The 25,050-nt window shown below is 71.3% G+C and carries 20 protein-coding genes and 3 pseudogenes; 17 read left to right on the top strand and 6 right to left on the bottom strand.

Translation table 11 applies throughout. From position 1 onward, the window contains the following. Positions 1-33: 33 nt before the first annotated feature. Positions 34-255 (top strand): annotated as a pseudogene (locus AAC944_RS02575) (ATP-binding cassette domain-containing protein); the annotation flags it as partial. Between the two features lie 112 nt (positions 256-367). Here the strand turns inward: AAC944_RS02575 and AAC944_RS02570 are convergent. Next, a pseudogene (locus tag AAC944_RS02570) lies at positions 368-520 on the bottom strand (phospholipase effector Tle1 domain-containing protein); the annotation flags it as partial. A 418-nt stretch (positions 521-938) separates the two neighbouring features. Here AAC944_RS02570 and AAC944_RS02565 point away from each other — a divergent pair. Together AAC944_RS02565 and AAC944_RS02560 are read left to right on the top strand one after the other, a co-directional pair. Then, positions 939-1,286 carry a hypothetical protein gene (locus AAC944_RS02565; RefSeq protein WP_196942686.1) on the top strand — a complete coding sequence of 116 codons (348 nt, stop codon included), beginning with the start codon at positions 939-941 and terminating at the stop codon, positions 1,284-1,286. A gap of 18 nt (positions 1,287-1,304) precedes the next feature. After that, positions 1,305-1,553 (top strand): hypothetical protein, encoded by a 249-nt coding sequence (locus AAC944_RS02560; RefSeq protein WP_196942688.1) that lies wholly within the window; start codon positions 1,305-1,307, stop codon positions 1,551-1,553. A 156-nt stretch (positions 1,554-1,709) separates the two neighbouring features. On the opposite strand, the gene AAC944_RS02555 is transcribed toward AAC944_RS02560, so the two are convergent. Then, entirely contained in the window at positions 1,710-3,905 is a 2,196-nt protein-coding gene (locus AAC944_RS02555; protein ID WP_196942690.1) for a glycoside hydrolase family 15 protein, read from the bottom strand. Positions 3,906-3,960: 55 nt separating this feature from the next. After that, positions 3,961-6,609 carry an MGH1-like glycoside hydrolase domain-containing protein gene (locus AAC944_RS02550; protein WP_196942692.1) on the bottom strand — a complete coding sequence of 883 codons (2,649 nt, stop codon included), beginning with the start codon at positions 6,607-6,609 and terminating at the stop codon, positions 3,961-3,963. Between the two features lie 367 nt (positions 6,610-6,976). Between AAC944_RS02550 and AAC944_RS02545 the strand changes: the two are divergent. Next, positions 6,977-8,089: pseudogene (locus AAC944_RS02545) on the top strand (LacI family DNA-binding transcriptional regulator); the annotation flags it as partial. 388 nt (positions 8,090-8,477) lie between these two features. Further along, positions 8,478-8,609: a hypothetical protein gene (locus AAC944_RS02540; RefSeq protein WP_368397360.1), complete on the top strand. Its 132-nt coding sequence runs from the start codon at positions 8,478-8,480 to the stop codon at positions 8,607-8,609. Between the two features lie 202 nt (positions 8,610-8,811). Here the strand turns inward: AAC944_RS02540 and AAC944_RS02535 are convergent, their stop codons facing one another. Continuing rightward, positions 8,812-9,219 (bottom strand): CoA-binding protein, encoded by a 408-nt coding sequence (locus AAC944_RS02535; RefSeq protein WP_030607164.1) that lies wholly within the window; start codon positions 9,217-9,219, stop codon positions 8,812-8,814. A 226-nt stretch (positions 9,220-9,445) separates the two neighbouring features. On the opposite strand from AAC944_RS02535, the gene AAC944_RS02530 reads away from it, so the two are divergent. The 9 genes from AAC944_RS02530 to AAC944_RS02490 all read left to right on the top strand — a co-directional run bounded on the left by AAC944_RS02530 (position 9,446) and on the right by AAC944_RS02490 (position 17,405). Continuing rightward, positions 9,446-10,537 carry a Gfo/Idh/MocA family protein gene (locus AAC944_RS02530; RefSeq protein WP_037771037.1) on the top strand — a complete coding sequence of 364 codons (1,092 nt, stop codon included), beginning with the start codon at positions 9,446-9,448 and terminating at the stop codon, positions 10,535-10,537. Between the two features lie 128 nt (positions 10,538-10,665). Next, complete coding sequence (locus tag AAC944_RS02525; RefSeq protein ID WP_030607167.1) at positions 10,666-11,445, top strand: SDR family oxidoreductase; 780 nt, start codon at positions 10,666-10,668, stop codon at positions 11,443-11,445. 147 nt (positions 11,446-11,592) lie between these two features. Next, positions 11,593-12,357, top strand: coding sequence for a TetR/AcrR family transcriptional regulator (locus AAC944_RS02520; RefSeq protein WP_037771039.1), 765 nt, complete (start codon positions 11,593-11,595; stop codon positions 12,355-12,357). Positions 12,358-12,393: 36 nt separating this feature from the next. Beyond that, a complete protein-coding gene (locus tag AAC944_RS02515) occupies positions 12,394-13,689 on the top strand; it encodes a cytochrome P450 family protein (RefSeq protein ID WP_030607173.1) in 1,296 nt (431 codons plus the stop codon). Between the two features lie 151 nt (positions 13,690-13,840). Next, entirely contained in the window at positions 13,841-14,656 is an 816-nt protein-coding gene (locus AAC944_RS02510; protein ID WP_063759849.1) for a ferritin-like domain-containing protein, read from the top strand. 9 nt (positions 14,657-14,665) lie between these two features. Further along, complete coding sequence (locus AAC944_RS02505; protein WP_030607179.1) at positions 14,666-15,292, top strand: YigZ family protein; 627 nt, start codon at positions 14,666-14,668, stop codon at positions 15,290-15,292. Positions 15,293-15,446: 154 nt separating this feature from the next. Next, positions 15,447-15,656, top strand: a complete 210-nt coding sequence (locus AAC944_RS02500; protein WP_078888226.1) for a hypothetical protein — start codon at positions 15,447-15,449, stop codon at positions 15,654-15,656. A gap of 23 nt (positions 15,657-15,679) precedes the next feature. Continuing rightward, a complete protein-coding gene (locus AAC944_RS02495) occupies positions 15,680-16,177 on the top strand; it encodes a DUF6328 family protein (RefSeq protein WP_030607182.1) in 498 nt (165 codons plus the stop codon). 451 nt (positions 16,178-16,628) lie between these two features. Next, on the top strand, positions 16,629-17,405 hold the full coding sequence (locus AAC944_RS02490) for a VOC family protein (RefSeq protein ID WP_051871275.1): 777 nt from the start codon (positions 16,629-16,631) through the stop codon (positions 17,403-17,405). Between the two features lie 77 nt (positions 17,406-17,482). On the opposite strand, the gene AAC944_RS02485 is transcribed toward AAC944_RS02490, so the two are convergent. After that, positions 17,483-18,964, bottom strand: coding sequence for an aminotransferase class I/II-fold pyridoxal phosphate-dependent enzyme (locus tag AAC944_RS02485; RefSeq protein WP_030607189.1), 1,482 nt, complete (start codon positions 18,962-18,964; stop codon positions 17,483-17,485). Positions 18,965-19,093: 129 nt separating this feature from the next. Between AAC944_RS02485 and AAC944_RS02480 the strand changes: the two genes are divergently transcribed. Beyond that, a complete protein-coding gene (locus tag AAC944_RS02480; RefSeq protein ID WP_051871276.1) occupies positions 19,094-19,774 on the top strand; it encodes a hypothetical protein in 681 nt (226 codons plus the stop codon). Between the two features lie 33 nt (positions 19,775-19,807). Here AAC944_RS02480 and AAC944_RS02475 read toward each other — a convergent pair whose 3' ends face one another. After that, positions 19,808-20,245 carry an Lrp/AsnC family transcriptional regulator gene (locus AAC944_RS02475; RefSeq protein WP_030607195.1) on the bottom strand — a complete coding sequence of 146 codons (438 nt, stop codon included), beginning with the start codon at positions 20,243-20,245 and terminating at the stop codon, positions 19,808-19,810. A 162-nt stretch (positions 20,246-20,407) separates the two neighbouring features. Between AAC944_RS02475 and AAC944_RS02470 the strand changes: the two genes are divergently transcribed. After that, positions 20,408-23,911, top strand: a complete 3,504-nt coding sequence (locus tag AAC944_RS02470; RefSeq protein ID WP_051871277.1) for an indolepyruvate ferredoxin oxidoreductase family protein — start codon at positions 20,408-20,410, stop codon at positions 23,909-23,911. Beyond that, a complete protein-coding gene (locus tag AAC944_RS02465) occupies positions 23,908-25,050 on the top strand; it encodes an acyl-CoA dehydrogenase family protein (RefSeq protein ID WP_030607202.1) in 1,143 nt (380 codons plus the stop codon). The genes AAC944_RS02470 and AAC944_RS02465 overlap by 4 nt, the downstream gene beginning before the upstream one ends.

The raw sequence follows: 25,050 nt of genomic DNA, 5'->3' as shown, positions 1-25,050 counted from the left end.
TGTTCCCGACCCCCCCGGCGCGCGGCTCGCCCCGTGGCCGGTCCCGCCACGCCTGTGGCCGCTCTCAACGGGCACGACCTCGTACTGCGGTACGGCGGCACACCGGTCGTCCACGGCGTCTCGCTGGCCCTGGAACCCGGTCGCGCGACCGCCCTGGTGGGGCCGAACGGCAGCGGGAAGTCCACGCTGCTGCGCGCGCTCTCCCGACTGCACCGGGTGGACGGCGGCCGGGCGTCGCCGTGCGCCGGGCGTGGCCGTCGTCCCCCGTCACGGTCCATCTGGACGTGGACCGGCCCGTCCTGCTGGACCGCGCTGGCGTCGTCCGGGGCGAAGCGGAAGCCAGTCCCGTGCGCCACAGCCGGTCGTTCTCACGGGCCCGGTAGTGGGCGTAGGCACGATGCACGCGGCGACCGGCGGTGGCGGCATCCAGGCCGTCGAGGTCGATCAGCCCTGAGGCGGTGATCAGGCCGGCGAGGCTGCGGGCGGTGTAGGCGCCGCGGCTGAAACCGAACAGTGCGATGAAGTCCCCGGCCGGTGATCACATAGACGGCCGCGCCGAGTTCGCGCGCGGTGACAGGGGCGGCGGCGCCCGCCCGGCCGGCGGCGTACGCGGTATGCCGTGCTGTGCCGCGAATAACTGGTAATTCACGTCACTTCCCTCACAGGCAGCAGACTGAAGATTTAATTCCGTATTCGGCGGGATCGCTCATACCTCACTCGACGCCGTTGACTTTCCGGAGAGGGAGGAGCAGCCTTCCAGCACGGTGATTTTCGGCTTGCCGGGAACGAGTGTGCCGTCGATTCCGCGGCGCCGATAGCCGTGGCGCGGCCCGGGGAGGGCGCTCGTATGTACGTTCGCCGAACCGTGCCCGACCCATGACGACACGGAATCCACCAGCCTCGGGCCCTTCCGGCCCTACAACTCCGGGGAGGCAAGAATGGCGGCCGCGACCAGGCAACTGTTCGTGAACTCACCAGCCAGCAGGTCCGTCACCATCGACCTGGGGGCAAGCACCACATTCGTGGCATGGGGTTCGATCACGATGCTCGACCCGCGAATCCAATTCGACCGGGACAACGCCGTCGTGATCGACATACCTTTTATCGACGGAAATCGAACGAACACTCAGGTTTTCGGAGGTGACCACTGGGGGGATGCCGGCGCCTTCAGCAACGTCCATGATTCAGCAGTCGTTCGCTTCGGCCGGACTGTCACCTTCAGGATGCGCACATTCGGACCTGACATTGACGCCATGGGTTGCGGCATTGTCATCACCAATCCATGACGCTTGAAAGGGAAACCAATGCCGAGGTACTTCGTCTACGACAAGGAAAACGGTCGCGTTGTGCATGTGCACGAGACGTATGACGCGACGAGTGGTGCCACCCGGCCGTGTACACGGGAAGAAGTGTTCGCGGTGGTGGATGAGGGGCTGGACAAAGAGAAGCTGGACATACTGCAGTCCGAGTTCGAGCCGGAGGCCGGCTCCGGGGAGCTGCGTGTCGATCTCACCACTCAGAACGTGGTGGCGGCCGGGGTGCCGAACGAGTAGCCGGTTCAGCAGACCGGCGGCGTCCGGATACGGAACGGGATGGTCAACGTCGTCCCTCCGCCTGCCTGCCGGACAGGCGGAGGGACGACGCGCCGCCCTGGACCACGCGTTGTCCCGTAACCCCGCAGCGAACGCCCGAGGTCTGTCTCCGGTGAGTCAGTCGCAGCGGTCGGTGTAGCGGCAGGCGACGAGGGGCGGCTGCTCGGTGAGGCGGCCGTCGGCGAGGTTGACGGCGAGCCGGAGGTACTGGGCGTGCGTCCAGGCCAGGGGCGTCGCGGAGGTGGTGCCGGTCCCGGGGGTGAAGCCGGCGGGGGCCTTGTCGTCCCAGACCTGTTCGGCCATCAGATAGCCCGAGTTCGTGGTACGTGCCATCGCGGCGAGCTGTTCGCGCGCCCCGGCCGGGTCGTCGGCGACCAGGTCGTACTCGCCGCGTTCACCGTTGAGGAGTGGCCAGCCGCGGCCGTGGGTGCGGCCGTCGCCCGGCTGGGAGATGAACCAGGGGCTGCCGTCGGCGGTCTCGCCGTAGCCGTCGAAGGAACCGCGGTACCAGAAGCGGCCGTTCGGGGTGTCGAAGCCGAGCTGCTCGTCGACGACCTTCAGGCTGTGGACGACGTCCGGGTCGTCGGCCGGCAGTACGCCCAGCCGTACGAGTTCCAGGAAGCTGGGGTCGACGATGATGCGCTGGTCGGCGTCGGCGGGGCCGCCGTTGCTCACGTCGTATGTGGTCCCGGTGTTGGGATTACCGTCCTTGGTGAGCTGCAGGAAGTACGGCTTGGTGGAGTACGGTCCGTTGTGCGTGACCGTCCAGTCCTTGACCTTGCGCTGCCAGGCGTCGGCGGTGTCCAGATACCGCTGCGCGGAGTCGGTGTCACCGTTGGCCTTGGCGATCTTCGCGGCGGTGACCAGGCCGGCGATCTCACTGGCGATGGTGGCCGGCGAGTAGCCGCTCTGGTTCTCCCAGCGCTCCTGCTCCGACCAGGGAGCGGTGTGCCCGTCCTTGGCATAGCCCACGATGAAGTCCGCGGCCCGCTTCACATGCGACCAGGTCTTCGCGTCGGTACGGCCGAGCTGGTCGGCGAGGAGGATCGGGAAGGCGACCTGGTCGAGCTGGATGCCCGTCCAGATCGGCGTGCCGTCGGTGGCGGACTTCTGCGGGAAGGAGCCGTCCTGCCTCTGCTGCTTCTCGAAGAGATAGTCCAGCGCCCGCTCGGCCCCCGCCCGGTCCCCGACGGCGATCAGGGCTGTACCCACCTGGTACAGGTCGCGCGCCCAGACCGCGTTGTAGCCGCTGGTGTCCGGCTCCTCCTTGCCCGACCACGGCATGGAGGGTGAGGCGACGAACGCGCCGCGGTGGGTCTTGTCCTCGGTCGCCGCCAGCACCATCGCCGACACCCGGTACGCCTGGCGTTCCCGCTCGGTGCGCAGGGCCTCCGGCGGGCGGCGCAACCCGGACAAGTAGCGGTGCCAGCCGGCCGCATACGCTGCCGAGACGCGCTTGAACCCGGTGCCGGCCGAGGTGTTCGCCGTCTTCAACGCCCGGGTGGCGTCCGGGCCGAAGCCGAGGGCGAGGGTGGTGCGGCGGCGGTCGTCGAGGCCGGTGAGTGTGGTCCGGCCGGTCTGGACGACATTGCCCTTCGACGCGGAGCCGTACGTCCAGTCCATCCGCCGGTCCTGCAGCAGGTCCGTCCAGCCGTCGCCGGCCCCCAGGTAGCCGCTGGAGGTGGCGGTGAAGCCCGTGGAGGCCACCAGTGCGCTGGCGGTCCGGTCGTCGGAGGCGACCAGAGCGCCGTCCTCCGTACGGCCGGAGTCGTCGGCACCGTAGTTGCTCAGGGCCGGATCGTAGAGCGCGTACACCTGGTACGGACGGCCGGTCAGCGACTCGAACTCGACGTCGGCCTGGACGGCGGAGCGGTCGGGGTCGGTGACGTAGGTGGTCGTCAGCCGCCAGCGGCCGTCCTTGTCCGTGGCCACGGTCCGGTAGGTCGGGCTCTGCGGATCGGAGAGCCGGGTGACCTGGCGGGATGCCTCGTCGGCACGGACGGCGAAGTCCTTCCCGTCCGTGATCACGAAGCCGAGCTCGCGCACGTTGGGTGTGTCCAGGGTCGGGTAGTACACCTCCCCCAGGCGTCCGCCCTGAAGGGTGAACCACGTCTTGCCGGACGTTCCGTAACTCGTACCGAAACCGGTCTTGTCCGCGGGCGGACGGGCCGTCGACGGGGCGGCCCCGGGCGCGCCGGGGGCCTCATCGGATTCGGCCGCCGTCGCCGGTGTCCACTGCGGCGTCAGCGACGATCCCACCGTCAGGGCGAGGGCGGCCCCAATGGCTGCGGTCAGCTTCCGTGTGCGGGTCACTCATTCTCCTTCGAGGAGAGGGATGAAGGCTCGTGGAGGGCCGGTGCGGTCTCGCTCACTGCTTCGAGCCCGCTGTGGTCGCGCGCTTCAGCAGTGCCTTGATGGCGTACACGTCGCTGTAGTTGGAGGGGCCCTCGCGGGTGTCCTTGTAGAGCGCGTTGTGCTGGAAGTAGCTCATGTTGACGGCGAGCGGGTCCTGGGCGAGTTCGATGCGGTAGGTCTTGCCTTCGGTGAGCTCGGCCTTGGCGAAGGTGGAGCCCCGCACCGTCGTCCAACTGCCCGTGTTGGGCATGGCGATGACGCGTTCGGTGACGAGTTCGCCGGTGGCGTCGTCGTAGACACGCAGCATCTTCATGCCGCTGGAGACACCGGTGTTGATCGGCCCGCCGACCGCGGCATCGGCCTGCAGCAGGTACTCGCCTGTGGCCTTCGGAGTGATGCGGGCGGCGAGCTTGTCGCTCGGGCCGGTGCCCCAGTCGGCGTAGTACACGCCGTTGTCGCCGGTGGTCTTCTTGCCGCCGGTGGCTTCGAAGTCCTCGCCGGTGACCTTGTGCACGCGGTCATCGCCCGGTCCCCAGTAACACTCGGGCTCGGCGTGCTGGGAGGTGTTGCCGCTGGAGGTGTAGGTCAGGCGGACGCTGTAGCAGGGCGAGACCTCTTCCGGCCGCGCGGTCCTGTCGGTCCACGTCTGCTCACCGGCGCCGACCGCGACGTTCTCGGCGATCACCTTGCCGTCGCGGAGGACGTCCATGGTGACCTTGGCGGGGTTCTCGTCGCCGGTGTCGAGGGACAGCTGCGTCCGGCCGTCCTTGACGGTGACGTTCTTGACGTCCGGAGTGGTGGGCCCGTAGAGGGCTTCCTTGGAGGAGAGGTCCACGGGCTTCGGCGCCTTCTGTCCCGAGCCGGCCGCGGGCTCGGCGAGCTTCACGACCACGGTGGACTCGCCCGACTCGCCTGATTCACCCGACTCGCCGTCGCCGAGCATCTTCTCGGTGATCGGCGTACCGGCCGGCATCTTCTTGCCGTCGAGGGTCAGCGACTCCACCTGGTATGCGCCCTCACCGGCCTTGCCCGCCGGGATGTCGAGCTCGACGTTCAGCTTGTGGCCCCGGTAGTCGAGGTCGTTCAGCGCCGCCCGCTCGCCGCCGGGGAAGTAGGTTTCGCGCAGCTGGGCGGGCAGGAACGGATCGATGTGCAGGCCGTCCTCACGGGCGTCGATACCAAAGATGCTCTGCTGGACCATCGACATCATGCCGGCGACGCTCCAGAGCTGACGGTCGGAGTTGAGGGCCGTCTTGGTGCTGCCGTCCAGGATGTTGATGTTCTCCTTGTCGGTGGCGAACAGCGCCCCGCCGCGTACCAGGGAGCGGGCCTGCTGCGTGGCCACGCCATCGTTGCCGGTCTTGGCGGCGGCCCGCATCATGTAGGCGGTCACGAACGGCCACACCGCGTTGTTGTGGTACGAGGGCACGCCCTGCTGTTGCGGCCAGAGCACCGACGGGCCGTAGGAGGTCTGGGGGTAGTTCGCAACGGCCTGCTTGGCCTGCTCCGGTGTGGCGACGCCGGTGAGCACGGCCAGCGAGGTGCCCAGGGCGTCGTAACGGTTGACCGGAGAGGTGTCCTTCTCGGTGCTGAGCATTTGGGAGAACTGGCCCTTCTCGGGCAGCCAGAACTTCTCCCGGACAGCCTGCATCAAGTCGTCCGCCCAGCCCCGGTACTTGGCAGCTGCGGTCTTGTCACCCGCGTCGGCAGCGAGACGGGCGGCCGCGTCGATGGCTGCCCAGTGGGTGACGTTCGTGGACAGCGAGCGCGAGGTGGCGATGGTGGCCACGTCGTCCTTGGTCCAGTCCGCGTAGCTCTGCTCGCGCCAGTCCAGGAAGGAGTGCTCACCGAGGTAGAGGCCGTCGTCCTGGTCGAAGACGACCTTGCGGTCGTGCTCGATGGTGTTGCGTATCGCCTCGTACGCCTTGTCCGCGAACGCCTGCCGCTTGCCGTCGGGGAGCCAGTTGATGATCTCGCTCGCGCCGAGCGCCCACACGACCCGGTCGGTGGAGCTGGGATAGCTGCCGCCGGTGCCGGTGTCCTGGATGATCTGGGTGTCCCCGGACCCGTCGCGCCGCTCGCTCAGCTTGAACGCGAGCGTGTTGCGCATCCGTTCGGGGTCGGCCGTGGTCAGGCCGAGGTCGGCGGAGTACGCCACGTCCCGCGTCCAGACGTACGTCCAGAGCTTGCCGGTCTGGTAGCAGCCGCCCGGACAGTCGATCGGTTTGCCGTCGTTGTACGAGCCGTCGGTCAGCCGGTCGGTCTTGTTCAGCTCCGCGTCGTCATGAGCCATCGCGTACAGGCCGTCCAGCAGCACGGAGCCGGATCGCAGGGTCGGCTTGCCCGGCGCCTCCTTGAGGACCCGCTCGCCGGCGACGGAGCTGACCAGCTTGTACGTGCGCAGGCAGTCCGCGTCGACGTCGGTGACCGTCACGGTGGCCGAACCGGTGCCGTCCTTGAAGCGTCCCGGCTCCTCGGGGACGGCGCACCGTGCGTCGCCGGCAGCCGCGGTACCGGTGGCTGCCTGGGCCGGCACGGCCGGCGCGGATGGCATGGTGGCCGCCAGGGCTGTGACGATGGACGCCGTCAGAACGGCCTTGACCACTGGTCTGCCACGGAGAAGAGAGGAATGCCAGGTGCGGCTCTGCGGATGTCTGCTCACATCGGGCTCCTTGTAGTGAGGCGGGGGCCGCTCGCGCTCGTCAACGTTTCTCCTCGGCAAGAGCCGCCAAGAGACACCACTTAAAAGCAAGCGGCGTCCCACAGAGTTCATGCGTTCAAGATCAAAATTCACTGCGCAGCGCATGGTGTCCGTACCTAGCCACGCGCGTGCCCCGGAAGGGCAGGGCCACGCTGTGTACAGCTAGCCCGTGTGCGGGCTTTGACCACCGAATACAAGGCGATGGTTGGATCTCAACCTCGCAGCCCCAGGCCGCTGTCGCAGCTTTTGCAGCGCTTGCAAACTAGGTGTTGCCCGTGACCGCGTCAACAGAAAGTGAACTCATAATTTCGAGAGAATCTCGCGAATAATGAGGGCATACCGGTACCAAGTGGCGATCCGTCTCCTTGGAGACTGCGCTTGCAGCGCTCTCAGCTCGGCCGGGCGAGAAACGCTGGGCGGATACGGGCGCAGCCGGTACGGCCGCCGCACACGCCCCCGCCCCGTTACTGTGTGCTACTTTCCCGCCATGGCGGGAGGAGAGGGAGAGCGGCGAGAGCCGACGATGGCCGACGTGGCCGAGCGGGCAGGCGTTTCCGTCTCGACCGTCTCCCGTACGCTCCGCGGACTCCCCGTCTCGGCGAAGACACGCCTTTGCGTGGAGCGCGCGGCCGACGAACTGTCCTTCGCCATCTCGCGTAGCGCTTCCAGCCTGGTAACCGGCAAGACGGGGCGAATCGCTGTCCTGATGCCCTCCATACACCACTGGTTCCAGAGCACCGCGCTCTCAGGCATCGCCACGGTGCTGCGCGAGAGGGGCCTGGACCTTCTGGTCTACAGCGTGACGAGCATGCGCGAGCGCTCCGCATTCCTCGAGCAACTTCCGGTGCGACGCAACGCCGACGCCTTGCTGGTGATCTCGTTCGCCCTGAACCCCGCGGAACGGCAACGGCTCAAAGAGCTGAGCATGCCGGTGGTGCTCGTCAGCCAGCACGCTCCGGGGTGTGCGAGCGTCCATGTCGACGACGTGGACGGAGCCCGCCGTGGCACCCAACACCTCATCAATGTCGGTCACCAGCGCATCGGCTTCGTCGGATGGAGCGACGACACCGGCTTCCTGTGGAGCGCACAGGACCGGCTGACGGGCTATCGGCATGCCTTGGAGAACGCGCAACTGCCCTGGGACGACGCTCTCGTGACCCGTGTCGTCGGCTCACCCCAGCCGAAAGTCCGCGAGGCGGTCGGTCACCTGCTGAGCCTGCCCGAACCTCCGACAGCTCTCGTCGCCGAAGACGACACCATGGCCATCCACATACTCGGCGTGTTGCGCTCCAGCCACATCGACGTCCCTGGCCGGATGTCCGTTCTCGGCTTCGACGACCGCGACGTCGCCGAAGCCCTCGGTCTCACCACGGTCGCCCAGCCGGCCGCAGAGATGGGGCGCACCGCGGCGGAGCTGGCCCTCTCCCTCATCGACGAACCCAGCACCCACGCCACCCGACACATCACCACTCCCACACACCTCGTACTTCGCGGCAGCACCGCGCCGCCGTCGGCCGAGCCCCCCTCTTCAGCGGGTGAATCGAGCTCGGCCGACGCAGGGCTGAGCGCACCGCCAACAGACCTCCGAACGCACGCACCGCAACACCCGGGGCTGCCACGGCTGGTTCGGCACCAGACCCTCGGCCTGCACCCCCTGGGCACCACCTCGTCCGAGCGGCCGGATGGCCGGTTCGGAGCATGCCCCCGGATGCCGAGGGCGCGGTGGTCGAGTGAAGAGTTCGCTCGCTTGTGGTACGGCGCGGTGCATCGTCGAGGACACCCTGAAGATCTTCGGCCGCCGTGGTTTCCCGTACGCCTTCGGGCTGTGATTGTCGAGCGTCACGCTCGCCGTCTCCTTCGATGTGCTCCTGGTGATGGTCGCGCCGGTCGGCCCGGCCGAGGTCGCCTGGCGCGCCGGGCCGGTCGCGTTCGAGGGAGAGCAGCATTCCGTCACCCAGTAGGCAAAGCGGTGCCGTTCAGCGTTTCGAGGCGCCGTCCCGACCATGGGAGACCCCAGAGGGAGATGCCTGGTGTCAGCGCGGTGTTGGCCAGGCCCAGTCGCTTGCGTCGTTGCAGTGGAGGGGGAAGCGCCGGCTGGGTGGCGCCAAGCAGAAACCGTGGATGGCGGACCGTGGTGCGGAGCCGCGTGGTGCGGAGCCGTTGCTAACGTAGGGAATTGATTTCGATCGCCGGGCAGCGGTCCATGACCATGTCCAGCCCGGCGGCGCGGGTGCGCTCGTACGCCGTCTCGTCGATGACGCCGAGCTGGAACCAGACCGCCTTGGCGCCGATGGACACGGCCTCGTCGGCGACCTGCCCCGCCAGCGCGCTGTTCACGAACACGTCGACGACGTCGACATCGAAGGGGATGGCGTCGAGGGAGGGGTAACCCCGTTCCCCGTGCACCGTCTCGGCCTTCGGGTGCACGGGGACGATCCGCTTGCCGAATCGCTGCAGTACGCCGGCTACGCCGTACGCGGCGCGCTGCTGGTTCGAGGAGAGGCCCACGACGGCCCAGGTGTCCCCGAGCTCCGTCAGGATCTTGCGGATGGTCGCCGGGTCGCCGTACATGAATCTGCCTCCTGAGCTGCCGGGGTGGTGAGGTGCTTGGGTGGGACGTGCTCGGGTGGGACGTGCTCGTACGTCGTGGTCAACAAGCAGCGCCTTCACCGTATGCCGCCGGCCGTCGGCGGGTGCGGTCGGCTTCGCTCGTCCGGGGCGTCCTCCGCGTCCTCGGCGAGCCGACACGGCGTAAAGCATTTGCCGTGGGGAGGGGGCCGTTCGGGATGATGCCGGGATGAGGGTCGGTGTCGTGGGGCTGAAGCGAGGGCTGCACCTGGCGGTGTGGTGCCGGCGGGTGGGGATCGACGTGGCGGCGGTCTGTGACCGTACGGCCGAGCGGCGCGCGGCGGCGCGGGACGAGTTTCCGCAGGCGTTCGTGGCCGTGCGGTGGGAAGAGCTGCTGGAACGGCGCCTGGACGCCGTTCTTCTCGCCAACGACTTCGACGCCCACGCACCGCTCGCCCTGGCCTTCCTGGAGCGAGGGGTGCATGTCCTCTCCGAGACCGCGGCCTGTGTGGACCTGGCGGAGGGGCGGGAGCTGATCGCGGTCGCCGAGCGTTCCTCGGCCACGTACTCCTTCGCCGAGAACTACGTGGCCCATCCGCACGTCCGGCTGCTGCGGCAGGCGGTGGACGCCGGGGAGCTGGGCCGGATCAGCCTGATCGAGGCGGACTACCTGCACGGTATGGCGCCGTCGGCCGTCACGGACCTGACCGGGGACCCCGCGCACTGGCGCGGCCGGATCGCGCCGACCGCCTACTGCACCCACACGGTCTCCCCGGTTCTGGCCCTCACCGGCGCGTGGCCCGTCGAGGTCACGGCGTTCCCGGCGGACCTGGCCGGGCCTCGGAGCGCGGTCGTCATGGCGGTCCGCCTCTCCAGCGGCGCCCTGGCCCTGACCCGGCACGGCTTCCTTCAGGGCGAACCGGACAGCCACTGGAGCTGGCTGTCCGTACGGGGCACCCGCGCGCTGGCGGAGTCGGTGCGCGCACCGGGGGAGCGGGCCTGGTCGGTCAGGGTGCGGACCGAGGCGTGGGCCGCGCCGGACGGCCGCACCCGCGAGGAGGAACGCACTCCGCCGGCGCTCGTCCTGGACGGGGCGGGGCCGGCGGGGGAGCAGGTCGAGCGCGCGGACGAGGGAACCGTGCTGATCCTCCAGGCGCTCCGGGACACGGTCGAGCGGGGTGCTCCGCCGCTGGTCGGGGTGCGTCAGGCGGTGGCGGCCTCGCTGGTCGGCGTGGCGGGGGCCGAGTCGCTGCGCGACGGTTCCCGGCCGGTACCGCTGCCCGACTTCTCGGGCGAGGTGCCGGACCGCCGGGGCGTCTGAGGAGCACGGAGGCAGGCACGCACGTCCTCGTGTGCCGACGTCTTCGTGTGCTGGCGTCCTCGTGTGCTGTCGTCCTCATGCGCCGGCGGCTTCGTGTGCTGAACCGTCGTACAGGGCAGATTGCCCGCATGAGCATTCAAGATCATGACAATGGACGGCGGCCGCTGCAGGGGAGCGTGGCGCTGGTCACCGGCGCCTCCAGCGGGATCGGGACCGCGACGGCGCTGACGCTCGCGCAGGAGGGGTGCGCCCTCGCCCTGGTCGCCCGCCGTACCGAACGGCTGGCGGAGCTGACCGCCGAGATCGGGAAGCTGGGCGGCCCGGCCCCGTTCTCCCTCACCGCCGACCTGAGCGACGCGTCCCAGGCCGACCGTGTCGTCTCGGCGGCCGTCGACCACTTCGGGCGGCTGGACGTCCTGGTGAACAACGCCGGATACGGGGCGCGCAGCCCGTTCGAGGACAGCGACCCCGAGGACTGGGACCGCATGCTCGACCTGAACGTGAAGGCGGTACTGCGCATGTCCCACGCCGCGCTGCCGTACCTGCTGCGCGCGGCGGCGGACAGCCCGCGCGGCATCGCCGACCTGGTGAACATCAGCTCGGTCGCCGGCCGGGTACCGCGCAAGAACAACAGCGTCTATTCGGCGAGCAAGCATGCCGTATGCAGCTTCAGCGAGGCGCTGCGGCAGGAGATGACCGGGCGCGGCGTACGGGTCGGGCTGGTCGAGCCAGGGGTGACGGTGACGGAGATGACCAGCGGCAGCCAGGCGTCCTCGGCCCGCGGGCTTCCGCGGGAGGACTGGCTGGTGGCCGAGGACGTCGCGCGGTGCGTCGGCTTCATGGTCACCCAGCCCGCGCGGATGGCCGTCAATGAAATCACGGTGCGGCCGACCGCTCAGGAGCACTGAGCGCTCACCTGCGGACCTAGACCCTCGGCCGTTCCTGGCCGAAAACCCGCTTATGCCCCACCTCCGGCCGTCCTACTTTGACTTCGTGACCAGATTTCACATCTGGTCACGAAGTCAGAGAGCGAAGTCGGCCGGAGAGGAGACCCGGTGGAGCGCGGTGAGCGGATTCTGGACGCGGCGGGGGAGTTGCTGGTCGCGTGGGGATACCGGCGCGTCACCATCGACGAGATCGCCCGCCGCGCCCAGGTCGGCAAGGGCACGGTCTACCTGCACTGGAAGACCAAGGACGCGCTCTTCCTGGCCGTCGTGCTGCGGTCCAAACTCCGCAGCCACCGTTCCCAGTTGGCGCGCATGCGCGACGACCCGCTGGAGGTCCTGCCGAGCCGGATGATGCGCGGGGTGTACCTGGACTTCCTGGCGGACCCGGTACTGCGCGCCTTCTACCACGACGACGCCGACATCCTCGGCCGGTTCAACGACATCGCCAAGAAGGAGCTCGCCGAGCTCGCCGCGTACGGCAACGAGGTGGTGCGCCGCTACCTAGAAGTGCTGCGCGCGCACGGGCTGGTACGCACGGACATGACCGTCGAGGAGCAGCAGTACGCGCTGCTGGCGACCGCCTCCGGCTTCTTCCTCTCCGAAGCACTGCTGCACGACCGTGCCCCGCAGAACGCGGCGGACCGGTCCCGCATCCTCGCCCGTACGGTACGGGCCGCACTGGAGACCCCGGGCGGCCCCGATCCGGACCCGGGCCCCGATCCGGACCCGGGCCCCGATCCGGACCCGGGCGCCGGCCCGGCCGCGGCCCGTACTCACGAGGCCGCTGTCGCCGCCGCGCCGGAGATCATCCCCGTTTTCGAGCGCCTGGCGGAGCTCAGCGAACGGGAGATGCGCCGGCAACTGCGTGAGTGACGTCCCCACCCCCCACGACCTGGAGGAGAGCGCACGATGACCGAAGCACCCGCCACTCCGCCCACCCCGCTCGCCGCGTACGTCGGCAAGCACCCGGGTGAGCCGAACGTCGCCGACCCCGCGCTCCTCGCCGACCCCTTCGGCGGCTACGGCGCGCTGCGCGAGAAGGGGCCCGTCGTCCGTGGCCGGTTCGTGGACGACTCGCCCGTATGGCTCGTGACCCGCTTCGACGAGGTCCGTGAAGTCCTGCGGGACCAGCGGTTCGTGAACAATCCGGCGGTGGTGTCGGCGGGCGGTGCGCGCGAGGACCCGCTGACCCGGTGGCTGGACATGCTGGGCATGCCCGAGCACCTTCACGTCTACATGCGTGGCTCCATCCTCAACAACGACGCGCCCGACCACACCCGGCTCCGCCGCCTGGTGTCCCGGGCCTTCACCGCACGCAAGATCAACGACCTGCGGCCGCGGGTCGAGGAGATAGCCGACGACCTGCTCTCCCGGCTCCCGGACCACGCCGAGGACGGGGTCGTCGACCTGCTCCCGCACTTCGCCTACCCGCTGCCGATCACGGTCATCTGCGAGCTGGTCGGCATCGCCGAGGAGGACCGGCCCCAGTGGCGGGCCTGGGGCGCCGACCTCATCACGATGGAGCCGGAGCGGCTGTCCCGGGCGTTCCCCGCCATGATCGACCACGTACACGGGCTGATCAGGGAGCGGCGCGAAGCGCTCACCGACGACCTCCTCAGCGAGCTGATCCGCGCCCATGACGACGACGGCGACCGGCTCAGCGACGTCGAGATGGTCACCATGATCCTCACCCTGGTGCTCGCCGGGCACGAGACGACGGCGCACCTCATCACCAACGGCACGGCCGCGCTGCTCACCCATCCCGACCAGCTGGCCCTGCTGCGGAAGGACCCGGCGCTGGTACCGTCCGCCGTCCACGAGCTGATGCGCTGGGCCGGGCCGGTGCACATGACCCAGCTGCGGTTCGCCGCCGAGGACGCGGAGATCGGGGGCACCCTGATCCGCAAGGGTGAGGCGGTGCAGCTCCTGCTGGTCGGCGCCAACCGGGATCCCCGCCACTACGCCGATCCCGACCGGCTCGACCTGACCCGCCACCCGGTGGGGAAGGCCGAGAATCACGTCGGCTTCGGTCACGGCATGCACTACTGCCTGGGCGCCTCGCTCGCCCGTCAGGAGGGCGAGGTCGCGTTCGGCCGGCTGTTCAGCCGCTACCCCGGGCTGTCCCTCGCCGTCGATCCGGGCGATCTGCGGCGTGCGGCGGTACCGGGCAGCTGGCGGCTGACCGCGCTGCCGGTCCGTCTGTAGCCGCCCGCGGAACCGCCGGAGCCGGCTGCCCGACCGGACCCCGGTGCAGCCGGAGCCGGCCGCCCGTACCGGACGACCCGGTACAGCCGGTGCCGCACGTACTACTGTTCCGGCTGGTACGCGTGATATCGGAAACGGGGGCGGCCGGCTGATGGTGACGGGTGAATTCGCCGAGTGGACACGGCACTTCACGGCGCAGGCGGAGTGGCGGGAGCGGACCGGCGATCCCGACTGGGCGCGGGGCGCACGGGCGCCGGGGGCGGTGTGGCGCAGCCTCCAGCGGTTCCAGGTGGGCGAGGACGGGGACGGCGCGAACCTGATCGGCAAGGCCGACGCGGCGGGGGACGGCGACTACGCCGCCGCGGTCCGGCTGTTCGTCGCCGAGGAGCGGAACCACGCCCGGCTGCTGGCCCGGCTGCTGGCCGCCGGCGGCCGGCCGGTCCTCGCGTCGTGCTGGAGCGACCGGGTCTTCGTACGGCTGCGGCGACTGCTCGGGATGCGCACCGAGCTGCTGGTCCTGATGGTCGCCGAGCTCGTGGCGGTGCGGTACTACCGGGCGGTGCGCGACGGGGCGCAGGACCCGCTGGTCTCCGAGGTCGCGGCCCTGATACTGGCCGATGAGCGGCGCCACATACCGTTCCACTGCCGCCGGCTGCGCGCCTCCCTCGACGAGTTGCCGGGCCGTGCGCCGCGGGTGCTGACGATGGCGGGCTGGCGTGCCCTGACGCTGGGCGCGGCGGTGTTCGTGGCGCTGGACCACGGCGCTGCGCTGCGCCGCCTGGGCGTACGGCGGGCCCGTTTCGTCGCCGAGGTGAGGGCACTGACCGGCCCGGTCGTGGCCGACGTCCTGGACCGGACCAGGCCGCTGCCCGTCCCGCCGGCCGGCCCCGTGTCCGGCCCCGCGGCGGCCGTCCGGCGGTACCCGGTCACCGGCACCGCCGGAAAGGGCGGACCGGCCGCCTATTAGGGTGGCGTGATGCAGGAGCAGTACCGCACCCTCGCCGCCGAGGGCGTCCACGAGATCGAGATCAACAAGTCTCGCTTCATCTGCGCGCTCGCGCCGGTGGCGACCGAGGCCGAGGCGCAGGAGTTCATCGCGCGCATCCGCAAGGAGCACCCCACGGCCCGGCACAACTGCTTCGCCTACGTCCTCGGCGCCGACGGTTCCGTCCAGAAGGCGAGCGACGACGGGGAACCGGGCGGCACGGCGGGCGTCCCGATGCTCCAGATGCTGGTCCGGCGGGAGATGCGGTACGTCGTCGCCGTCGTGACCCGCTATTTCGGCGGCATCAAGCTCGGCGCCGGCGGCCTGATCAGGGCGTACGGCGGCGTGGTCGGCGAAGCCCTGGACGCGCTGGGCACCGTCACCCGACGCCGCTTCCGGCTGGTCACGGTCACCGTCGACCACCAGCGGGCCGGCAAGGTCGAGAACGATCTGCGCGCCACCGGGCGCGACGTCCGGGACGTCCGTTACGCCGAGGCCGTCACGATCGAGATCGGCCTCCCGGAGAGCGAGCTGCCCGCCTTCCGCGCCTGGCTCGCCGACACCACCGCCGGTACGGCCACGCTGGAACTGGGCGGCGAGGCGTACGGCGCGGGATAGCCGCCGCTGACGCGGTAGGCCGGCCTGATTGAGCCACGCGGTGACGGGTAACCGGACCCGGACGGGGCGCGCGGTGATGTCCGTTCGCCACGATCGACGACGTCTGCATGCGCGATGCCGGTCAGCGGCATACCTTTCTGCGTGAGGAGGTGCGATGACCAGCACCAATGATCCGGATTCCGGTGGATACGGGCCCCCGCCCGGATCCGCTCCCCGAGAGCCGGAACCCGTACCGCGCGACCCCGAACCGCCGGCGGAGACCCCCGAAGAACCGGCGACCCCCGGCCCGGCGGAGCCTGACACGCCTCCGGAGGAACAGCCCGGCACACCGCCCGGCACCCCCGCGCCGGAGCCGCCCGACTGACCGACCCGCTGCGGAGGGCACCGATGAGCGACCTGGCGCGCGGCAGACACGAGACGGCCGAGGAGCGTGCGGACCGGCGATGGGGTGAACTGCTCCAGGAGCTGCGCGTGGCGCAGACCGGGGTGCAGATTCTCTTCGGTTTCCTGCTCACGGTCGTCTTCCAGCCCGGCTTCGAGGAGCTCGACGCCCTCGGCCGGGACATCTACGTCGTCACCGTCGTCCTGGGCGCGGCGACGACCGGTGCCCTCATCGGCCCGGTGTCGCTGCACCGTCTGGTGACGGGGCACCGGCTCAAGCCGCAGACCGTGACCTGGGCGTCCCGGCTCACGGTGCTCGGACTCGTCCTGCTGCTGTGCACCATGGTGTCGGCCATGCTGCTGATCCTGCGCGTCGCGCTGCACGGCACCGGCGCGCTGTGGCTCGTCGGCGGCATGCTCGTGTGGTTCATCCTCTGCTGGTTCGTCCTCCCGATGTACGCGCGGTGCAGCGCGGGCCGGCGCGACGACAGTGGTGAGACGTGACCGTACGCCTCAGGCGGCGCGTACACGGCCCGCTGACGGCCGCCGGGCCGCCCTCGGGCTGCCGGTTCCGCACCCGCTGCCCCCTCGCACGCGAGGTGCGCGACAACCGAGCCGCCGCCCGCCGAGCCGGCACCCCCGGACACCGTGTGGCCTGCCGCTTTCCGTCGGCAGGCGTAGCCTCAGGAGTGCCGGCCGGCTGACCGGGCGGGCCCGGCGGGTCCCGCGGCCGGTACTTCCGACGCTTTCGGACGGGCGGTACCGGGGTGTCGTCCACGTGTGTCCCCGGCCCACGGATGACACTGTGGGGCGAGTGGATCAGGCCGGGCCCGGACCCCGCGCGGCCGTTCGCGCGCAGCGTCGCGGTGCCGGCGCGCGCACGCACGCCGTGCGTCGTGGAGCGGGGTGACCGGTGCAGGGAAGCCCGGCCGGAGCGAAAGGAGTGACGTCCAGCATGGCGTCGACCGAACCTGTGCCAGGAGTTCCGTGCTGGGTCAGCCTGAGCGCGCGTGACCTGAAGGCGGCCGAGGAGTTCTACGGCGCGGTGCTGGGCTGGTCCTTCCGGCCCGGTGCGCTGGGCGAGGAGTTCTCCGTGGCCTACCGGGACGGCAACCCGGTCGCGGGCCTCGGCGAGCTCGCGGGTGCGTTGCACGTCGCCGTCGCCTGGACGCCCTTCTTCGCCGTCGGGAATGCCGACGATGCCGCCGCCCGGATCAGGGAGCGCGGCGGCACCGTCGCCGTCGGCCCCCGCGCCTTCGGGCCCGGCCGCGCCGCGATCTCCGCCGACCGGGACGGCGCCACCTTCGGCATCTGGGCGGGCCGGGTCCCCGCCGGCTGGTCCGTCGGCCAGGGCAGCGCCCCGGCCTGGCTGGAGCTGCGCACCCGTGACGCCTTCGACGCGGCCATCTTCTACGCGGAGGTCCTGCACTGGGCCGACCAGGAGGGCAAGGGCTGCGACGTCGCGTACGAACAGGAGCGGGTGATCGTGCGGGAGGGCGACCACACCGTGGCCGAGCTGCGCGGGGGAGCGGTGGAGTCGGCACCCGACCCGCACGTCCGGCCCCGCTGGCACGTCCACTTCTGCGTACCGGACGTCAAGGCGGCGGCCGAGGCCGCCGTCGGGACCGGGGGCGCGGTCGTCTCCCCGCCGGTGGAGACCGAGGGGGGCGGGCACCGCTGCACCCTGCGCGACCCGGACGGCGGCCTCTTCACAGTCACCGAGGGGGTCTGAGCGGCACCGGAGGGCCTGCGTGGCACCGAGGGGGCCGCGGCCTCACCGGAGGGAGCTGAGCGCTGGGGCGGGCGCGCCTAGGGGTGCGTCTCCTCCAGCAGTACCCGGACCGTGCCGAGCGTGGTGTCCGTGGCGTCGGGCAGGTTCATGCCCGCCTCGATGCCGGTACGCAGGTAGTCCAGTACCGGCCCGGTGAGCCGTTCGCCGGGCAGCGCGGCCGGGATGCCCGGCGGGTACGGCGTCAGCATCTCCGCCGAGATCCGGCCGGCAGCGCGGGACACCGGTACGTCCTCCGTCGCACCGAAGAACCCGTCCCGCGGCAGACAGCTCTGCTCCAGCCGCAGCCGGGCGGGCGGCGGGATCTCGACCACCGGCGCCGGGCTCAGCTCGGGCGCGGCCCGGGAGAGGTCACGCAACGCGGCGACCAGCCGGTCGGCCGTGCCGCGGTCGTCGGCGTGGGTGATCTGGGCACTGATCCGGCGGTGGTCGGAGAGGTGTGCGTCGATGTGGCGGTGGGCGCGCAGCCAGTCGGCGGCACGGTACCCCGTCGTGCCCAGCCCGCTGACGTCGATGACCACGGGCAGCGGGTCGAAGTCGTACCCGAGGCCGGGGCCGCAGAAGTCCGTCCGGTCGTTGACGTGCAGCCCGTCGATCTTCTCGATCTCCTTCCGCACCTCGGCCGCGAGGTCCAGCGCGTGGCCCAGCAGCGTCTCGCCGTGCAGCATCATCTGCCGCCGCCAGCCGTCCATGCCCGCGTAGAGCAGTACCGAGGGGCTCGTCGTGCCGAGCAGGTCGGCGCGGGACTTCAGCAGTGCCGGGTCGATCAGGTCGCCCCCCAGGTGGAAGACCGAGCCCTGTTCCAGGCCGCTGCCCATCTTGTGGATGCTGGTCACGCAGACGTCGGCGCCCGCGTCCATGGCCCAGGACGGCAGGTCGGCGTGGAAGGGCAGGTGCGCGCCCCACGCCTCGTCCACGATCAGCGGACGGCCCCGGCGGTGGCAGACCTCGGCGATGGCCGCGACGTCCGCGCAGCTGCCGTACGGCGTGGGGCTGGTGACCAGCGCGCCGCGGGCGTCCGGGTGGGCGTCGAAGGCGGCCTCGTACGCCTCGGCGGAGGGGGCGTGCGCGAGGTGCCGGTCCGCATCCCACTGCGGGTCGATCCAGATCGGGTTGATGCCCGAGACGATCAGCCCGGACACCACGGACTTGTGCGCGTCCCGTCCGATGAGCAGCTTCTCGTGCGGCCCCGCGACGGCCAGCATCGCCGCCTTGACGGACAGGGAGCTGCCGCACGTGGAGAAGAAGGTGTGCGAGGCGTGCACCGCGTCGGCCATCAGGTTCTCGGCGCGCTCCAGCACCCGGCCGGTGGTCCGCCGGTCGTCCAGGCCGCCGCTGGCCAGTACGTCGCCGTGGAAGACGGCGTCGCCCAGCACCTCGCGCACCCGGGGATCGGCGCCGCGGGCCTGCTTGTGCCCGGGCGGCGTGAAGGAGAGCCGCCCGAGGTCACGATAGTCGGCGAGCGCTTCGAGTACCGGGGCCTGAGTGTGATCCTGTGCCATGTGACACGGCTTCCCGCGGGTGAGTGCGGTCAATCCGGGCATACGCCGGGTGGCGCCGGGCCGGGGGCGGCACCGCCGGAGTCGCGGCGCGACGGCGACGAAAGCTGCCCGGCGGCGCATACTGGCGGCATGGACAGCGAGCCGTCGGCCGGGCCAGGACCCGACTGGGACAGTGAGCGTATCGGCGTGTCCGACGCGCGTGACCGTGCCGCGGACGAACGGGACTGTTGCTGCGACGAACGGGAGCGCGCCGCGGACGAACGTGACCGGCAAGCGGACGTGCGGGACCGTGTCGCTGATGCGCGTGATCTGCGTGCTGACGAACGGGAGCGGGCGCAGGATGACAGGCAGGCCCGGCTCGACGAGCTGGAACGCCGGCTCGACCTCCGCGCACGCGAGATGGGTGTCGGCGCGCCCGGTCACCGGCAGCGGGCGTACGAGTCCCTGCTGCGTTCGCGCGCGCTGCTCGACCGCAGTACCGACGCTTTGCGCCGCGCCGACCGTCATGACGACCGGGAGCAGCAAGCCATCGACCGCGAGCTGCGGGCGTCGGAACGGCTCGCCGTCTTCCGCTCTGCCGGGCGGCCCTCGGGTGAGGAACCGGACGCGGTGCTGAGCTGGCTGCGCGCGCGGTTCGTCGAGCTGGCGACCGAGCTGGCCGATGCCGCGGACGCGGCGGGCCGCCATCACGACCGCCTCGCAGGGGCACACCCCGACGAGGCGGAAGAGCACCATCGGAAGGCCGACGAGGCCCGCGAGGCGGCACGGCGCGCCAGCGGCAGCGCGCACCTGCTCCGCGACGGCGCCTGACCGTCGCCGGGCTCCCCGCCCGGATCCGGGCCGTCAGGTGCGGCTCCACGAGCCCAGCACCATCAGCGTCTTGGTGCCCGTGACCCGCCCTGCGCTCCTGAGGCCGTCGATGACCTGCTGGAGGTGGGCGATGTCGCGGACCCGTACCTGGATGAGGGCGTCCGGGTCCCCGGCGATGGTGAAGACCGCCTGTACTTCGGGGACGTTGTAGGCGGACCGCACGATCTCGTTGACCCGCGTCGTTCCCGCGTACCGCAGCTCCACGAACGCCTCGATGCCCCAGCCCAACTTGGACTGGTCGATCTGCGCGGCGAAGCCGGTGATCACCCCGATGTCCTTCAGCCGGTCCACGCGCCGCTTGACCGCGGCCACCGACAGGCCCACCTCGGCGGACATCTCGGAGAACGTACGGCGGCCGTCCTCACGCAGCAGGCGGAGCAGGCGGTGATCGATGTCGTCGACCTCAGGCATGCAAAGGAATGTACGTCGACTCGCCCTGGACGTAAATACTTTGCGCCTTGCCGGGGATTTCTCTGCCGATGCTTGTGCGTTCCGCTTCCCGTTGCTGTGCTGTGTGCCGTCCGTCACCACCCCCATCCCAAGATCCTTCACAACGATGTCGAGGAGGCTTGCGTGAGCACCCCACCCGCCGCGGTGTCGCTCGACGACAAGTACACGGCCACCGACGGCCGCGCGCTGATCTCGGGCGTCCAGGCCCTGGTCCGGCTGACGCTGGAGCAGCGCCGGCTGGACGAGGCACGCGGGCTCGACACCCGGGCCTTCGTGAGCGGTTACCAGGGGTCGCCGCTGGGCGGGGTCGACCTGGAGATGGGCCGCGCGGCCCGCTTCCTGGACGAGGCCGGCGTGGTCTTCAAGGCGGGCGTCAACGAGGAGCTGGCCGCCACGGCGGTGGCCGGCACCCAGATGCTCGGCCAGGTACCGGGCCGCCGGCACGCGGGCGTGACCGGCTACTGGTACGGCAAGAACCCCGGCCTGGACCGTGCCGCCGACGCCATCCGGCACGGCAACCTCGCCGGCACCGCACCCCTCGGCGGAGCCGTCGCCTGGATCGGCGACGACCCCGGCTGCAAGTCCTCCACCGTGCCCAGCTCCTGCGAGCGGATGTGCCAGAGCCTGGCGATGCCCGTCCTGGCGCCCGGCTCCGTCGCGGAGATCATTGAGTTCGGGCTGCACGCCGTCGCGCTGTCCCGCGCCACCGGACTCTGGACGGGCCTGAAGATCGTCGCCGATATCGCCGACGCCTCCGCGACCCTGGACTTCGACGCACTGCGCCAGGGCATCCCGGAGCCGGACCGCACCGCGCGCCCCGCGTCCCCTGCCCTGGTCGGCCCCGCCGCGCTGGACGCGGAGCACGACATGCTCACCCGCCGCCTCGGCCTCGCCCGCGCGTACGCCCGCACGGCCGGGCTGAACAAGGTGACCTTCACCGCCCGCCGCGCCACCCTCGGCGTCCTCGCCTCCGGCACCTCCTACGCCGTCGTCCAGCGCGCCCTGGACGACCTGGGCCTGGGCGAGACGGAGATGGCGGAGCTGGGCCTGCGCCTGATCCGCATCGGCATGCCCTTCCCCGTCGCGGACGAGGACCTGGTGGCCATGACCGGCGACCTGGAACAGGTCCTCGTGGTCGAGGACAAGGTGCCCTTCCTCGAAGGCGCGCTGAAAGAAGCGCTGTACCGGACCGCCGAGACGCCCGTCGTCGTCGGCCGCCGCGACGAGACCGGCCGCCCGCTGCTCACCGCCCGCTCCACGCTGGGCGCCGAGGACGTCGCCCGGGCGCTGGCCCGCCGTATCGGCACCGACCGGCTGCCCGCGCGGGTCACCGCCCACCTCGAAGCGCTGGCCCCGGCCCGGCCCGCCCGCATCGACCTGCCCACCGTTGCGGCCCGCACCCCGTACTTCTGCTCCGGCTGCCCGCACAACACCTCCACCCGCACCGCCGACGGCACGCTGGTCGGCGTGGGCATCGGCTGCCACGCGATGATCGCGCTGGACGGTGCCGGGCGCGGCACCCAGGTCGGGCTGACCCAGATGGGCGGCGAGGGCGCGCAGTGGATCGGCATCGCGCCCTTCACCGACGACCCGCACTTCGTGCAGAACCTCGGCGACGGCACGTTCCACCACTCCGGCTCGCTCGCCGTACGCGCCGCGGTCGCCGCCGGCGTCACGATGACGTACAAGCTGCTCTACAACGACGCCGTCGCCATGACCGGCGGCCAGCGTGCCGAAGGCCGCCTCGGCATCCCCGCCGTCATCCGGCTGCTGGCCCTCGAAGGCGTACGCAAGGTCGTCGTCACCACCGCCGACCCGGGCAGTTACCGCGGGGTGCGGCTGGACCCGATCGCGACCGTACGGCACCGCGACGAACTCGCCGACGCCGAACGCGAACTGGCCGCCACCGAAGGCGTCACGGTCCTGCTCCACGACGACCGCTGCGCCGCCGAGGAGCGCCGGCTGCGCAAGCGCGGCCAGCTGCCCACCCCGGTCGAGAAGGTCGCGATCAACGAGCGGGTCTGCGAAGGGTGCGGGGACTGCGGCGACAAGTCGACTTGTCTCTCCGTCCAGCCCGTCGAGACGGAGTTCGGCCGCAAGACCCGTATCCACCAGGCCTCCTGCAACACCGACCTCAGCTGCCTCAAGGGTGACTGCCCGTCCTTCCTGCTCGTCGAACCGGGCCGCAAGGAGCAGCGGAAGATCCCCGAACTGCCGGTCGCACTGCGCGAACCGGAACGCCGGACCACCCCCGACGGCACGCTCCTGCGGATGCCCGGCGTCGGCGGCACCGGCGTCGTCACCGTCTCGCAGATCCTCCAGATGGCGGCCCGGCTCGACGGCCTGTACGCCGCCGGGCTGGAGCAGACCGGCCTCGCGCAGAAGGGCGGCCCCGTCCTCAGCGACCTGCGGATCGCCAAGTCCCCGGTGACCGGCGCGCTGCGCGCCTCCCGCGGCACCGCCGACGTCCTGATCGGCTTCGACCTGCTCGGCGCCGCCTCCGACACCAACATGGCCGTCGCCCGCGCCGGGCACACCGTCGCCGTCGTCAACACCGCCGTCGTACCGACCGCCGCCATGGTCACCGGCCGCGTCGTCCTGCCCGGCTCGCCCGCCGACGCCCTCGAACGCATCGAGTCGGTCACCCGCCGCGCGGACAACCTCTACCTCGACGCACAGGGCCTCTCCGAAGCACTCTTCGCCGACCACATGCCGGCCAACATGGTGCTCATCGGCGCCGCCTACCAGCACGGCTGCCTCCCGGTCAGCGCCGAGGCCGTCGAAAACGCCATCCGCCTCAACGGCGCCGCCGTGCAGAAGAACCTCGCCGCCTTCCGATGGGGCCGCGCCGCCGTCCTCGACCGCGCCGCCGTCACGGCCGCGCTGGCCGCCCCCGAACGCCCCGCCGTCCAGGTCACCCCGGCGGCCAGGACCATCGCCGCCGGACAGCCGGCCGACGAGGAACTGCGGACCGCCGTCGCCACCCGCGCCGCCGACCTCATCGGCTACCAGAACGAGCGGTACGCGCGCCGCTACGCCGACGACGTCGCCCGGGTGGCGGCCCTCGCCGACGAGCGCGGCGGCGCGGAAGCGGGTACCGCCATCGCCCTCGCCTACGCACGCGGCCTGCACAAGCTCATGGCGTACAAGGACGAGTACGAGGTGGCCCGGCTCCACCTCGACGCCACCGAACAGGCGAAGCTCCGCGACGAGTTCGGCGACGGCGCGGCCGTCTCCGTCCTCCTGCACCCGCCCGTCCTGCGCGCCCTCGGCATGAAGCGCAAGATCCGGCTGCGCCGCACCGCGCCGGCCGCCTTCCGGGCGCTGCGCGCCGGCCGCGTACTGCGCGGCACCTCCCTGGACCCCTTCGGATACGCCGAGGTCCGCCGCGTCGAGCGCGCCCTGATCGGCGAGTACCGCCGGCTGGTGCGCGGCGCGCTCGCCCACCTGACTCCCGAGAACGCCGACGCCGTCCGTGCCGTCGCCGAACTCCCCGACCTGATCCGCGGCTACGAGGACATCAAGCTCGCCCGCGTCGCGGAGTTCCGCGCGCAGGCCCGCACCGCGCTCGCGGGCCTCGGCAGCAGCACCACCAGCACGCTCAGCACCACCACGGAGGCACGATGACCATCGACCGGCTGCTGCCGACCCAGGAGGCCGAGGACCTGCTCGCCCTCACCCGCGAGATCGCCGACAAGGAGCTCGCCCCCCGCGTCGACAAGCACGAACGCGAAGAGCTGTACCCCGAAGGCCTCTTCAGAACCCTGGGCGAGGCCGGACTGCTCGGCCTGCCCTACCCCGAGGAGTACGACGGCGGAGGCCAGCCGTACGAGGTGTACCTCCAGGTCATCGAGGAGCTGGCGGCCCGCTGGGCGGCCGTCGCCGTGGCCACCAGCGTGCACACCATGTCGGCGTACGCCCTGATGACGTACGGCACCGAGGAGCAGCGGCAGCGCTGGGCGCCCGGCATACTCGGCGGGGGCATGGTCGGCGGCTACAGCCTCTCCGAGCCGCAGGCCGGCTCCGACGCCGCGGCGCTGACCTGCAAGGCGGTACGCGAGGCGGCCGGCTACCGGATCACCGGCAGCAAGGCGTGGATCACCCACGGCGGCAAGGCCGACTTCTACACCCTCTTCGCCCGCACCTCCGCCGGCAGCCGCGGCATCTCCTGCTTCCTCGCACCCGGCGCGACCGAGGGCCTGACCTTCGGCCGGCCCGAGGAGAAGATGGGCCTGCACGCGATCCCGACCACCGCGGCGCACTGGGACGGCGCGCTCATCGAGGCGGACCGGCTCATCGGCAGCGAGGGCCAGGGCCTGCAGATCGCGCTCTCCGCGCTGGACTCCGGCCGGCTGGGCATCGCCGCCTGCGCCACCGGTGTCGCCCAGGCGGCGCTGGACGCGGCCGTGGCGTACGCCAACGAGCGCACCGCCTTCGGCCGGAAGATCATCGATCACCAGGGCCTGGGCTTCGTCCTCGCCGACATGGCCGCCGCCGTCGACTCGGCCCGCGCCACCTACCTCGACGCGGCCCGCCGCCGCGACGCGGGCCGCCCGTACAGCCGCCAGGCCAGCGTCGCCAAGCTCATCGCCACCGACGCCGCCATGAAGGTCACCACGGACGCGGTCCAGGTGTACGGCGGCTACGGCTACACCCGCGACTTCCCCGTCGAGCGCTACATGCGCGAAGCCAAGATCATGCAGATCTTCGAGGGCACCAACCAGATCCAGCGGCTGGTGATCAGCAGACGGCTGTCCCGGCCGTGA

Origin of the sequence: Streptomyces sclerotialus, from assembly GCF_040907265.1 — a bacterium.
GTDB lineage: Bacteria > Actinomycetota > Actinomycetes > Streptomycetales > Streptomycetaceae > Streptomyces > Streptomyces sclerotialus.
This window is presented reverse-complemented; position numbering and strand designations above follow the sequence as displayed.

Coding starts and splice junctions, on each gene's coding strand:
- AAC944_RS02565 (WP_196942686.1), top strand. CDS start 939: ATGGCGGCCGCGACCAGGCAACTGTTCGTGAACTCACCAGCCAGCAGG.
- AAC944_RS02560 (WP_196942688.1), top strand. CDS start 1,305: ATGCCGAGGTACTTCGTCTACGACAAGGAAAACGGTCGCGTTGTGCAT.
- AAC944_RS02535 (WP_030607164.1), bottom strand. CDS start 9,219: ATGTACGGCGACCCGGCGACCATCCGCAAGATCCTGACGGAGCTCGGG.
- AAC944_RS02530 (WP_037771037.1), top strand. CDS start 9,446: ATGAGGGTCGGTGTCGTGGGGCTGAAGCGAGGGCTGCACCTGGCGGTG.
- AAC944_RS02525 (WP_030607167.1), top strand. CDS start 10,666: ATGAGCATTCAAGATCATGACAATGGACGGCGGCCGCTGCAGGGGAGC.
- AAC944_RS02515 (WP_030607173.1), top strand. CDS start 12,394: ATGACCGAAGCACCCGCCACTCCGCCCACCCCGCTCGCCGCGTACGTC.
- AAC944_RS02510 (WP_063759849.1), top strand. CDS start 13,841: ATGGTGACGGGTGAATTCGCCGAGTGGACACGGCACTTCACGGCGCAG.
- AAC944_RS02505 (WP_030607179.1), top strand. CDS start 14,666: ATGCAGGAGCAGTACCGCACCCTCGCCGCCGAGGGCGTCCACGAGATC.
- AAC944_RS02500 (WP_078888226.1), top strand. CDS start 15,447: ATGACCAGCACCAATGATCCGGATTCCGGTGGATACGGGCCCCCGCCC.
- AAC944_RS02495 (WP_030607182.1), top strand. CDS start 15,680: ATGAGCGACCTGGCGCGCGGCAGACACGAGACGGCCGAGGAGCGTGCG.
- AAC944_RS02490 (WP_051871275.1), top strand. CDS start 16,629: ATGGCGTCGACCGAACCTGTGCCAGGAGTTCCGTGCTGGGTCAGCCTG.
- AAC944_RS02485 (WP_030607189.1), bottom strand. CDS start 18,964: ATGGCACAGGATCACACTCAGGCCCCGGTACTCGAAGCGCTCGCCGAC.
- AAC944_RS02480 (WP_051871276.1), top strand. CDS start 19,094: ATGGACAGCGAGCCGTCGGCCGGGCCAGGACCCGACTGGGACAGTGAG.
- AAC944_RS02475 (WP_030607195.1), bottom strand. CDS start 20,245: ATGCCTGAGGTCGACGACATCGATCACCGCCTGCTCCGCCTGCTGCGT.
- AAC944_RS02465 (WP_030607202.1), top strand. CDS start 23,908: ATGACCATCGACCGGCTGCTGCCGACCCAGGAGGCCGAGGACCTGCTC.